12 protein-coding genes are annotated in these 11,670 nt (G+C 42.2%); 8 read left to right on the plus strand and 4 right to left on the minus strand.

Features of this window, described 5'->3' with window-relative positions:
- Window positions 1-55: 55 nt before the first annotated feature.
- On the minus strand, window positions 56-1,285 hold the full coding sequence (gene truD / locus CXF65_RS13120) for a tRNA pseudouridine(13) synthase TruD (protein WP_101212431.1): 1,230 nt from the start codon (window positions 1,283-1,285) through the stop codon (window positions 56-58).
- Window positions 1,286-1,737: 452 nt separating this feature from the next.
- On the opposite strand from truD, the gene CXF65_RS13130 reads away from it, so the two are divergent.
- The 5 genes from CXF65_RS13130 to CXF65_RS13155 all read left to right on the plus strand — a co-directional run bounded on the left by CXF65_RS13130 (window position 1,738) and on the right by CXF65_RS13155 (window position 6,697).
- Complete coding sequence (locus CXF65_RS13130) at window positions 1,738-3,375, plus strand: FAD-dependent oxidoreductase (RefSeq protein WP_101212433.1); 1,638 nt, start codon at window positions 1,738-1,740, stop codon at window positions 3,373-3,375.
- 108 nt (window positions 3,376-3,483) lie between these two features.
- Window positions 3,484-4,140: a GNAT family N-acetyltransferase gene (locus CXF65_RS13135; protein WP_101212435.1), complete on the plus strand. Its 657-nt coding sequence runs from the start codon at window positions 3,484-3,486 to the stop codon at window positions 4,138-4,140.
- Window positions 4,141-4,633: 493 nt separating this feature from the next.
- A complete protein-coding gene (locus CXF65_RS13145) occupies window positions 4,634-5,002 on the plus strand; it encodes a hypothetical protein (protein ID WP_101212439.1) in 369 nt (122 codons plus the stop codon).
- A gap of 43 nt (window positions 5,003-5,045) precedes the next feature.
- Window positions 5,046-5,546 carry a DUF4870 domain-containing protein gene (locus CXF65_RS13150; RefSeq protein ID WP_101212441.1) on the plus strand — a complete coding sequence of 167 codons (501 nt, stop codon included), beginning with the start codon at window positions 5,046-5,048 and terminating at the stop codon, window positions 5,544-5,546.
- 47 nt (window positions 5,547-5,593) lie between these two features.
- Window positions 5,594-6,697, plus strand: coding sequence for an XAC2610-related protein (locus CXF65_RS13155; RefSeq protein WP_157824079.1), 1,104 nt, complete (start codon window positions 5,594-5,596; stop codon window positions 6,695-6,697).
- Between the two features lie 124 nt (window positions 6,698-6,821).
- On the opposite strand, the gene gorA is transcribed toward CXF65_RS13155, so the two are convergent.
- The 3 genes from gorA to CXF65_RS13170 all read right to left on the minus strand — a co-directional run bounded on the left by gorA (window position 6,822) and on the right by CXF65_RS13170 (window position 9,677).
- A complete protein-coding gene (gorA, locus tag CXF65_RS13160; RefSeq protein ID WP_101212445.1) occupies window positions 6,822-8,186 on the minus strand; it encodes a glutathione-disulfide reductase in 1,365 nt (454 codons plus the stop codon).
- 221 nt (window positions 8,187-8,407) lie between these two features.
- Window positions 8,408-8,860 (minus strand): threonine/serine exporter family protein, encoded by a 453-nt coding sequence (locus tag CXF65_RS13165; RefSeq protein WP_101212447.1) that lies wholly within the window; start codon window positions 8,858-8,860, stop codon window positions 8,408-8,410.
- A gap of 1 nt (window position 8,861) precedes the next feature.
- Entirely contained in the window at window positions 8,862-9,677 is an 816-nt protein-coding gene (locus CXF65_RS13170) for a threonine/serine ThrE exporter family protein (protein WP_101212448.1), read from the minus strand.
- Window positions 9,678-9,840: 163 nt separating this feature from the next.
- On the opposite strand from CXF65_RS13170, the gene CXF65_RS13175 reads away from it, so the two are divergent.
- The 3 genes from CXF65_RS13175 (at window position 9,841) to CXF65_RS13185 (ending at window position 11,640) form a co-directional block, all read left to right on the plus strand.
- Window positions 9,841-10,122 (plus strand): DUF503 domain-containing protein, encoded by a 282-nt coding sequence (locus CXF65_RS13175; RefSeq protein WP_101212449.1) that lies wholly within the window; start codon window positions 9,841-9,843, stop codon window positions 10,120-10,122.
- 335 nt (window positions 10,123-10,457) lie between these two features.
- On the plus strand, window positions 10,458-11,312 hold the full coding sequence (locus CXF65_RS13180; protein ID WP_101212451.1) for a M48 family metallopeptidase: 855 nt from the start codon (window positions 10,458-10,460) through the stop codon (window positions 11,310-11,312).
- A 148-nt stretch (window positions 11,313-11,460) separates the two neighbouring features.
- The gene (locus CXF65_RS13185) at window positions 11,461-11,640 is read left to right on the plus strand and encodes a DUF503 family protein (protein ID WP_227523274.1); all 180 of its coding nucleotides are present in this window, start codon (window positions 11,461-11,463) and stop codon (window positions 11,638-11,640) included.
- Window positions 11,641-11,670 lie beyond the last annotated feature (30 nt).

Consider the following 11,670-nt stretch of genomic DNA (forward strand, 5'->3'; position numbering starts at 1 on the left):
AATTGACTATACTGTTTTTTGCGCCAAGTCGTTATTTTCGCTAAGTCGTTAACTACTATGTACTTAGTTTCTGAACCAAACTCCCTAATACACTGGTGGCAAAGCTGCCAGTCGTCAATGTAAAGTTTAATACTAGCGTTTGCTCATCATTATTTTGCCACTCCCAGCTCATATCTTCAATTGGTAGTCTCAGCGCTCGTCGTTGTGCTTTCACATCGCGCTTCTCTAACCCTATTGCCAGCTGTGTTAATAACGTATTACTCTGTACAACATCGTTTTCAATTTGAGCTGCTACACTGCTGACTTTGTCATTAGCCATACCCCATAACACGCCAGTCGGATGAATATCACCGCTAGCAACTCGCGCACGTAAAGTGTCGTCTATTGCTTCACTGGTAAATATCGAGCCTGAACCATCTAAGTTAAATACTTCACCTGCCAGCCCTGTATTCCAACTGCTATCCCGTACCCGCGCTGCTAAGATTTCATTAAATATCAAGCTACGCGCAGCAGACAATTCCATGCTGTTTTGCTCGCGCGGTGATTTTTTACGTTTGCTCTTTTTTGGCTGTGGTCTATTATCTGGCGCTGGACGCGCAAACAGCGACAATGCTTCTCTAATATTATTACCATTCCATCCAAAACGCTGTGGACCAAAATAATTGGGCACGCCCGTTATGCTTATATGGGCTAAATGCTGTTCTACAGACGACTTATCGTCGTTTTCCAATTCAATATCTCGCAAGGTGATAATAAATTGATTGGCCCTATGTGTACCGCGATTAAGCTTTTTATTGTGCCAATGTTGGGCAAGTATAGTGACAGACTCGTTGTCGCTGATATCTACAGGTGCAAACTCAGACTCTGGCAATTGCTTTTTTGGTATTCGTAGGCTAAACCACTGCGTCGTCAGCGCATGACGGTCTTTGAGTCCTGAGTAACCGACATCACGTAAGGGAATCTCTGCCCACTCTGACAGTAATTTAGCCAGATAAGCAGTATTTATCCCTGACTTCTCTATATGTAGCCATAGATGCTCACCCTCGCCTGTAAACTCTAACGGCAATATTTCATTGACGACGAAATCTGTATTATGTGTCTTGTAAGTCGCTTGTTTGATAGGTGGCAAGTTTGGCTGTGGTAATTGCGCAGTATCCGTCGCGGCTTCGATATCGACACTAGTGATATCAAGCTGTTCATTATTAGATGGCTTACTGTCTGAGTCAGGTTGAGAAGTAGAATTAACGGTCATTTCGTTCTGGTTGTCTTGATTTTGAGAAGTCATAAAGTTATCTTTTATTTTAATGATAGGTTTTAGATTGGGAGAGTAAAGCGACGTATTAAAGACTAGCAAAAGGATTCGGAAGGTTAGTGAAGGTTAAAAAGTTACGTTTTGCAACGCAGTAAACATACAAATAAACAGCGTACGCTAACTGGGCTTGCTACTATCAATGAATCTGCTTTTTTAAATATAGTAATTCTTAGGGCGTGTCCTCATTTTAAAAATGGTGATAAAAATGAGATAAATTGCAGTCAAACAAGGAAAATAGCGCAGATAATATCGGGATATTAACCAGCTATTTAACGATGTTTGGCAAAATTTAGCCATTTTTAGCCCGTTTAGATATGATCAATTGAATTGAGGACACGCCCTAGTAAACCTGTATTTTTTAAAGTGTATCGAATATCTCAAACGCGTTTTATTCAGTAAACAATTATAACTGTTAAGGATGACCTATGAGCCAAGTTAGTGATAACCAAGCCAATAATAAAATCGCTGCCAAAAATCTAGTGACTATTAATAAGTCTGACATCCCAAGTGGCGGCATGAAGTCATATAAGCAAAAAGACGATAGTATCATTTTAATCACCCGTGATGAGGATGAGTTTTTTGCTTTTGATGGCAAATGCCCTCATGTTGGTGCAGATCTCGGTGACGGTATGCGCTGTGGCAATCGCGTGGTCTGTCCTTGGCACCATGGCAGTTTTGACAGTCGCGATGGCTCGCTCTTAGAGCCTGTTGCTATGCGCGGCCTGACTCAATATGAGCTGACAGATGAGGGCGATAGCCTAATTGTCAATCCCTCAGCGAAGATAGATAATAGTGTTGCTAATGATAAAATGACAGATACGCATACCATTATTGTTGGTGGCGGTGGCGCAGGCTTTATGACCGCCAATCAGTTGCGTCATACAGGTTATGGCGGCAAGATTACCTTAATCAGTAAAGATGATACAGCCCCTTACAACCGTCCTTTATTATCCAAAGCATTTTTGGCAGGGCAACTAAGTGCAGATAAGTTATTGCTTGGCGGTAGCGATTGGGCAAGCAACAATAATATTGAGCTACGCTTAAACCAGACCGTGAGCGAAGTATTGCCTAATGAGCGCACCATCGTCATAACCGACGAAAAAGGCAATAGTGAGCAGCACACAGCAGACTTCTTAGTCGTCGCGACAGGTGCTGAGCCTAAGATACCGCCTTTTAAAGGTGCTGATTTGGATGGTGTCTATACGCTACGCAGTATGGATGATGCCAAAGACATCAAAGCTGCCAGTGATAACAAGCACGTCGTCATTGTAGGTACGGGCTTTATCGGAATGGAAGCAGCGTCTGCTTTAATGGAGGCGGAGAAGGCAGCATCTGTCACCGTTATTGGGCGCAGCCGCCGCGTCATGAGCAATATCGTCTCTAAAACGGTGAGTAATGCGCTCATCAAACTCCACGAAGAAAAAGGGGTGAAGTTCGCATTTGGTGCGGGTGTTGATGAAATCAATGGAGAAGGTAGTAAAGTCAGCGGTGTAAAACTGTCAGATGGCAGTACGATTGCAGCAGATGTTGTCATTTTAGGTACTGGCGTAGCACCACGTACCGAGATTTTAAATGAGGTGAACGCTCCAGATGGCGTCCAAGTGGATGAGCATCTACAACTGCGTGATGGCGTCTATGCGTTGGGTGATATTGCCAAAGCGACCAACCAAATGGGACGTATGCGTATTGAGCATTGGCGGGTGGCTCTGCAACATGGCATCGTGACGGCAGCAGCTATCTTAAATCAAGACAATGTCAACTCGCTAGAGGAACGTATCCCTTTCTTTTGGACGGCACAATATGGCAAAAGCCTACGCTATAGCGGACACGCTGCTTCGCCAGATAGTAAAATCTTGTTTGGCTCGCCAGATACGCTAGATTATATCGAATATTACTTTGATGACGATGGGGAAGATACGCGTGCGAGTGCTGCTAGCACGTTAGGGCGTGATAAAGAGCTGGTCGCCTTTTCTGAGCTACTCCGCCGTGGTCATGCGCCAACGCGCGCGCAAATTAATGCAGGATTTAATCTCATTGAGCAAGCGCAGGCGTTATCACGCTAGCATTTAGAGGGTTATAAGGTTTACTATAAAGGCTGGTCTATTAATTTAGATCAGCCTTTTATCATATAGCCTTTTATACTAAATAGACGGAAAAGGACGACCAGTTTCATGAATAAAGAACAGATAAATAAAGAACAGACAGGCAAAAACCACTTGAATAGAGAATCAGTATTTTTACGACAAGCAGAAGCGGATGATATTGACGCACTCGAACAGTTACTAAACCGTTGCTACCGAGAGACGGAGGGCTGGACCAATGAAGCGGATTTAGTCGGTGGTATTCGTATCACTCAAGCTGAGCTGGCAAGCACCATTGCCAATCCAAAACACTATCTGTTCATTTATCCAAAAACGACCACAGGCGAACGCGGTGGAGATGAAACCGGTGAGCTGTTGGGTTGTATCGCGGTCGATATAAAAGTTGATAGTGATGTAAATAAAGACGACCAAAATACGAGCATTGATAAAAACAAAGCTTATATCGGTATGTTTGCGGTACATCCAGAGCTGCAGGGGCAGGGCGTTGGTAATGTGATATTACAAGCCGCCGAAACTTTCGCTGAAAGACATTTAAAAAGTAACGACCAACCAACCCGTCTTACTATGTCTATTTTGAGCCATCGACCAGAGCTATTGGCTTATTATCAGCGCCGTGGCTATCAGTTGAATGGGAATAAGATGCCGTTTCCAGATGATGGTAATAATGGTGAACCAAAACGTCAGGATTTAGAACTATTAGAGTTAGAGAAAGTCGTTAACGCATAAAGGTTAATTTTATCTATCTCAAACTTGAGCTAACCCCAAAAATGCCCAAAGGTCATAAACAAGCCAATACTTAGCAGAACAAATGCCACGATAATTAAACGCTTAAACCAGTTGAAAGCAGGCAAGCGCGTCGCATTGTCATCTGACATGAGGTATGCGAATAGACATAGTAAGCTACCTGCTAGTGTCATAATCCCAAGACCAATCGGTAAAATATATAGATAAACCTGCCACACAATCATCTCGCAACATCAATAATACCCTCATCATAGCAGTAACTGTCTGATCAAGCATCATAGTTGTCATAAGTCAAAACTATAAAATTTATTTAAAATAATAGGGTTTATTGAACCTTGCAGTAAAAACTCCGTTAAATATTGGAGTCATTCTCATAGTTTGGCTATACACACAGGCAAATATCGAGAAATAAAGTTGGGTTATGAGTTACAGTTATGTATAATTAAAGTAACTTTTTGATTCAATTTGAGAAACCATGACCACTTTTAAAAAACTGGCGATTGTATTATGTCTAACCCCATTATTTATCGCTTGCTCTGATGCACCCTCTGCAACAGTCGTCGAGGGATTGATCCAAGATCAGTATGAGCAAGCAGATAGCCTAATGGATGATGCAGTCGCTCAAGCGGGCGATAACGAGATGGCTCAAGCGATGGGGGGTATGTTCTCGGGTATGATGCCAAAGCTTGAAAGCGTAGAAAACGTCAATTGCGACTCTATTGAAGGCGACAATACATTTATGTGTACCGCCGATATCACCCAAACGATAGCGGGTAATAGCCGTACTGATAAAGGCAGCTTCAAAGTATATCAAGTCAATGATGAGTGGGTTTTGGGCAGGTAAGTCAAAAAAGAGAGCTAACTAATTTAACAGGATAAATGAAGCCATGAATGACAACGCCCAACAAGATCAGATAAATATCAACAAAGATGTTAATCATCCCAATAGCGGTATTCCGGTTAGTGAAGGTGTTACTGCTCAACAAAGTAACCATATAGCCCAAACGGCCAATAATTCGAGTACTGCTACAAAATCACAAGATTCCACAAATCTAGCGCTGATCAACTGGCTCGGTTGCTTATTTTTTGGTTTTATTCCACCACTTATTATCATGCTGGTCAAAAAAGATGATCCTTATGTACAGTCGCAAGCTAAAGAAGCTCTTAATTGGTGTATCACCTTTTTCATTACTTATATCGTGTTATGGATTGTGGCCATGATACTTGGCGCTATTTTGGCATTTATTTGGGCGCCATTAGCCTTTATTCCGATGATATTCGTATTTTTATATGCTTTTTCACACTTAGTCTTTTGTATTATGGGTGCAGTCAAATGCTCATCTGGTCAGGATTTCAAAGTCCCGTTTAATATTAGACTGATTAAATAGTCTTAAGGCAGCTTGATACTTCTAACCTTTGAATGAAGGATGCTAATGTGAGTTGGCATCCTTTTTCTTTAATAGCGCTAAGGATAACGATGACTTTCTTCCATACAACCAAAATATTATTTAAGCTTCGTTTTGTAGCTTTAGCGCTGCTCGGGTTGCCTTTTTTATCACGTACTACCTTAGCTGAAACCTATCAGATTCAGGATTTTTCTGACGATTACTATGCGGTTATTCAGACTAGCGCCGATGAGGATAGTGAAGAAAACACTAGTATAAATATTATAGATGCCAAAACCAAGCAAACCCTGATTAGCCAGCCAACTGATATTGATATAGAGTATGAGCTGAGCAATAGTGAAGCGTACCAACTAGGCAACAAGGTTAGCGCTAATATTGCCAATAGGCATTATGGCGAACATAGCGTACTCATATACGATGACTTTAATTTTGATAATAAAAAAGACTTGGCACTACAAGATGGTCGCTACGGCTGTTACGGCGGGCCTTCTTATCAGGTTTATCTCAAGCAAGGGAGCAGGTTCGTGCTTAGCGAAGGTTTTACTGAACTAGCGCAAGGCTATTGCGGATTTTTTGGCATAGATAAAGACAGTAAAACCTTAAACACGATGACTAAGAGTGGCGCAGCATGGCATCAGTTTAAAGAGTTTAAGGTCATCAATAATAAGCTAGTAGCGGTGCGTATTATTGAGGAAGAATATAACTCAAGAAGCCTGCTATCTATTACTGAAAGCAAAAGGGTCAATGGCAAAATGAAGGTCGAGAATTATGAAATGCTACCGCAATATGATGATCAGAATGCAGCGGGCACACTACCTTATATTTATACCCTTATTATAGATAATGGCAAAAAACTGGTGATTGATAGTCAGTATAAAGATGGCAGCGAGCAATTATATTATGCTTTTGCAAATAAAGAAGACAGAATTGAGCTGCTTTATGAAGGACAGTTTGACTATGATAAAACAACGAAGACACTGAGCTTCACCAACAGACCTGTGCTCTATAAAATCAATAACCAAGGCATCACGGTAAAGCTACCTAACCAGACAGTGCTGTTAAAGTCGCAACCTAATAGTGTGCAAGGCAATTTGGATGAAGTTACTCATTTCAAAAATGTAAGGGTGAGATAAAGAATATCGAAATAATTCGTTAAAGTGAGAGATAGTCCTCAAACCCAGCAAAAAAGGCTACTCTCTCAAGAATAGCCTCTCTACTTACACACCCTATAAAACTAACGCATATATCAACGCGACATTAACGCATGGTCACAAACTCTTCAGAACCTGTCGGATGAATAGCGACGGTATTATCAAAGTCCGCTTTCGTCGCGCCCATCTTGATTGCGACGGCAAAGCCTTGAATCATCTCGTCAACGCCAAAGCCAATCCCATGCAAACCAACGACTTTTTCGTCCTCACCTAAGCACACTAGCTTCATCGTGCATTTTTGCCGATGCTGAGTGACCGCACTAAACATATCAGTAAAGCTTGAGCTATAGCATTTGATATTGTCTTTGCCAAATTGGTTGACAGCGTCAATTTCAGACAAGCCAATCGTGCCGATAGGCGGGTGAGTAAAGATAACTGTCGGTATCAAATCGTAGCTTAGATGCTCATTAGGTTTATCATTAAATAAGCGCTCTGAGAGGCGACGACCTGCCGCAATAGCCACTGGGGTCAGATCAACGCTGTTTTCAATAATATCACCGACCGCATAAATGCCATCGACGTTGGTATTTTGGAACTTATCGACTTTGATTTTATCGTCATCAGTCGTCGCAACGCCAGTCACTTGCAGATTAATATTATCGATAGAGGGCGCACGACCTATCGCCCATATCAAACAATCAACGGTATCGACATGACCTTCGCTATCATCGTTGATAGACAAGCTCAGGCTGTCATCAGCGTTTTTATTGACCTCAGCTATTGCACTATTGGTATGCAAATGAATACCCGCTTGCTCCATCTCTATCAATAACGTTTCGACAATGGTATGGTCAAAGGTGCGTAGCGGCGAGTGTTTGCGCACATACAGATGTACCTCAGAACCAAGACTATTGAGTACACCTGCGATCTCAACCGCGATATAGCCTGCACCGACGATAGCCACGCGTTTTGGTAAATGGGTCAATTTAAAAAAACCATCAGAGTCAATGCCGTGCTCCGCGCCCTTGATATTGGGCTTGATAGGATGACCACCTGTAGCGATTAAGATATGGTCAGCGGTAATATGTTCGCCATTGACCTCGACGGTATTGGTATCGACAAACTTGGCAAAGCCCTTTATGACTTCGACACCGTTTTTGGCGAGATTATTGTCATAAGCGCGGTGGATGTTCTCGATATATTGCTGGCGACTTTGAACTAGCTTTTGAAAGTCAAAGCCTTTTAGCTCAACAGCAAAGCCGTAATCTGGTGCAAACTTATGAATGGTTTCAGCGACATGAGCGCCATACCACATGACCTTTTTGGGCACGCAGCCCCAGTTTACGCAAGTCCCGCCTAATTGCTCCGCTTCGATGATGGCGCATTTTTTGCCATAGCTCGCTGCTCGATTGATTGAAGCAATGCCACCGCTACCGCCACCAATGGAAATATAGTCATAATGTTTGGTCATAGTTAAGTCTCTTTATTTAGTACGTATTGATGCGTATTGGTACAATTTTGCAGTCTATTATTTTTTAATTCTGTTATTTTAAACTCTATTGTAATGGGTATGATAATGAATCTTACAAGGTTTTGCTTATGAAGATGTGCCAGCTAGCACCACGCTATAAAAATATTTAGGCAAAAATAGCCTAACACATAATAATCTCATTTAAACCTATCTAAACCCACTTAAACTATGGCACGACGTCTATAAAATAACAGCCCAGGAATGGACAAACCCAGCACCAATCCTGAGGTAACAAACAAAGCCTCAAACAAATACACCATCATTTGGCTAAATAATTCGTCGGAAAAGCCAAAATAGCCAATCTGTACCATACTGACCATCGCCTTATAAGCAGCGATACCGGGCATCATACAGATGACGCTTGGCGAGATTAACGCTTTGGGCGGTAAGGTATATTTTTTAGAAAAATACACGCCTAAAAAGCTGGCAAGCATCGCCCCAAAAAAGCTGGCTACCACCAGATGGATATGCTGATAGACCAGCGCTGTTTTTAGTCCAAAGCCAAAAGCGGTCATCAGCAAACAAGGCAAAATATAGCGTTTGGGGACGCTGAACATCAGCGTCCAACCAAGGGTAATAATACACGACAGCGCAACGGTTTCAATGAACCACATGTCAAAATCCCCAGTGCTGTATTTGTAGTAAAACCAGCGCCATCACAATGCCAACGCACGCTGACAAGGTTAGCATATAAGTAAAAACGGCACGTCCAATGCCGATATTGACATAGCCCTTTAAGATGTCTGAGAAAGAATTGATTAAAGGAAAGCTTGGAACTAGTAAGAGCACGCTAGAGGCAACGGCAATATCTGCATTATTACCAATATCAAAATAGTAAGTCGTCGCCCCAATCAAAGAGGCGATAAAAGCCGTCACAATGACGGTGATAAAAGGATTGAAATGGTGCTTGGCCAAATAAATGCGAGTGAACATCGCGACCATACCAGCGACAAAGGTCACCGCGGTAATCGACCAACTACCGCCATTAAGATTGGCAAACGCAGCACAAGATGCACCGACAAACACGCCCACTAGCCACGTTGGATAAACCGTTTTATCTAATTCATCAAACGCAAGGGTGGTGCGGTCAGTCAGCTCAGACTTCAGTTTATGGTTATCTAGCTTGTGGCTATTTGTATTGGCTTCGGTTTTATTGATGATTTGCTGGATTTGTACCAATAAATTGACATTGATGCTCTGATTAATCGTGTCTCGAGTGGTGGTGATACAGCGCTCATTACAGATGGTCGTCAAGGTAATAGCATTAAAATTCAGCGAACATTCTACGCTACTCATTCCCAAAGCGAATCCCAAACGTTTAGACAAGTCCACCACCACAGCAGACTCGGCACCATATTGCATAAGGAGTAGTCCGCAGCGCACGCATAATCGAGTAATACGCTGTTGCTGTACGTAGCTGATAGAAGTCATTGGGCGAGTACGCATATTGGCTATTATGATTTTTATGAATGGTATTAGTATAAACAGTGTGAGTCGTTATGAGGTATCGATACGGCAAGGTAACGATAGCATAACTTGCCGTGCTTATTTGCTACTATTATAAAGCGTAAACCACTGTCGCAAGGAGAATAAAATGCATATCGCTATCTTAACGCTGACTTTCGCGCTACCCGGTTGTAGCTCATTAAAAGAAAAACGCCAACGTATGGGTGGCTTGCATGCACGATTTGGTAATACGCTAAGTGTCGCGGTATGTGAAAGCGGCGAGCGTGATCGGCATGATGCCAGCGAATGGACGTTTGTGGTAGTGGGGCTATCTAAACGTGAGGTCGAATCACAATGCAGTCAAATAGAGGAGAAGATAGAGCGGACCGTAGATGCGCGGGTGATGAATGTTGAGAGAGAGTTTATGTAGGTGGGCTTTATTGCAGGCCGCTCTCTGAGTAGAGGTTCTATTAAAAATGATAAAGTTGTATGTTTCAAAGGTAGGTCGGTAAAGCTTAAGACAACGAACAAACAATATACTACAAATTTAATAGACTTTTGTTTTATACCATGATAATCTCCCACTCGGTAATTTAGACACATTACTTACACCTCATTTACATTTTAGTCACATTATTAATTATATATTGCTTTCAGTGCGCGGATTGCATGATATAAATTTTGATAGTGGGATTTTAAGTTCATCAACGCATTACCTTTATTTTAGCCAATCACCTTAATTATATTTCTCAACTAGGACGTCTAATGACAACTTTTAATAACATAAAAAATGCTCTATTGCTTACGACGATTACTACTTTAGTAGGCTGTACTACGATAGCTGATATGTCAGGGTACGATACCAATAGCATGAATGCCGATGCGGCTAAAAATTACTCTCAAGTGGTTTCTAGTGCTAATAGTCAAGGCGCAGTAGATAATACGTCTGCCACTGCTATCCGAGTTAAAAGAGTCTTTAATCGTATGAAGCCCTACGCCGTTCGCGCTAATACGACAGGCGTCCCTTTTGATTGGCAGATCACTGTTCTACGTTCACCTGAATTAAATGCTTGGGCAATGCCGGGTGGTAAGATGGCTTTTTACACCGGTATTGTAGAGAAGTTACAGTTAACGGATGCAGAGATCGCTGCGATCATGGGACATGAAATGACCCATGCGTTAGCTGAGCACAGTAAAAAAGATGCTGGGCAAAAAATTCTGACAGGCTTAGCGCTGCAGTTAGGTGGTGCCGAACTACAGGCAAAAACAGGTTTGAGTGATGATGCGTTGGGTTTGATTAGTGACTACGGACTTGATAAGCCGTTTTCTCGTAGCCAAGAATCACAAGCCGATGCGGGTGGTCTACGCTTGATGGCACAGGCAGGCTACAATCCAGAAGCTGCCGTTGCAGTATGGCAAAAAATGGAAGCCGCCAATGGTCGTAGCAACACCATAGCTACTTTGATGTCTACGCATCCAAACTCTGGGCAGCGTATCGCTAAAATTCAGGCACTCTTACCTGAGGTTACGCCAGTTTATCAAGCGGCTGCGAAAGCACCTGCTAACGCAACTAGTGGGGCAATTACTGGAGTAACTACTAGAACCATTAAACGTAAATAACTCAGTACATATTATCAAAAAAGGTAAGTCAGACGACTTACCTTTTTTTGCAGTGGAATATCTAAAAGTGGTTGATTTAAATTTTATCTGACGTCTTTATATTGAGTGTAGCCAGCTTTACACAAGCTATGCTATGGGCTTTGGCAATATGCAAAGCGTCGCGGTATGTGAGAGCGTTGAGCATAATCGTCATGATGCTAGTGAAGGGACTTTTGTGGTGGTGGGATTGAGTAAGCGTGAGATTGAATACGAGTTTAATAAAATTGAGGACAAGATTCAGCGCGTGGTTGATGCTCGTATTATGGATGTGAAACGTGAGTTTATTTAGCGTTAGCTTGTTAAAAATTAACGTCATCAG

It is taken from the genome of Psychrobacter sp. Sarcosine-3u-12, assembly GCF_002836005.1.
Taxonomy (GTDB): Bacteria; Pseudomonadota; Gammaproteobacteria; order Pseudomonadales; family Moraxellaceae; genus Psychrobacter; species Psychrobacter okhotskensis.

Bases quoted from the DNA above. Each gene is read 5' to 3' on its own strand.
- CXF65_RS13175 (WP_101212449.1), top strand. From the start codon at position 9,841: ATGCATATCGCTATCTTAACGCTGACTTTCGCGCTACCCGGTTGTAGC.
- truD (WP_101212431.1), bottom strand. From the start codon at position 1,285: ATGACTTCTCAAAATCAAGACAACCAGAACGAAATGACCGTTAATTCT.
- CXF65_RS13135 (WP_101212435.1), top strand. From the start codon at position 3,484: ATGAATAAAGAACAGATAAATAAAGAACAGACAGGCAAAAACCACTTG.
- CXF65_RS13180 (WP_101212451.1), top strand. From the start codon at position 10,458: ATGACAACTTTTAATAACATAAAAAATGCTCTATTGCTTACGACGATT.
- CXF65_RS13165 (WP_101212447.1), bottom strand. From the start codon at position 8,860: ATGTGGTTCATTGAAACCGTTGCGCTGTCGTGTATTATTACCCTTGGT.
- CXF65_RS13170 (WP_101212448.1), bottom strand. From the start codon at position 9,677: ATGACTTCTATCAGCTACGTACAGCAACAGCGTATTACTCGATTATGC.
- gorA (WP_101212445.1), bottom strand. From the start codon at position 8,186: ATGACCAAACATTATGACTATATTTCCATTGGTGGCGGTAGCGGTGGC.
- CXF65_RS13145 (WP_101212439.1), top strand. From the start codon at position 4,634: ATGACCACTTTTAAAAAACTGGCGATTGTATTATGTCTAACCCCATTA.
- CXF65_RS13130 (WP_101212433.1), top strand. From the start codon at position 1,738: ATGAGCCAAGTTAGTGATAACCAAGCCAATAATAAAATCGCTGCCAAA.
- CXF65_RS13150 (WP_101212441.1), top strand. From the start codon at position 5,046: ATGAATGACAACGCCCAACAAGATCAGATAAATATCAACAAAGATGTT.
- CXF65_RS13185 (WP_227523274.1), top strand. From the start codon at position 11,461: ATGCAAAGCGTCGCGGTATGTGAGAGCGTTGAGCATAATCGTCATGAT.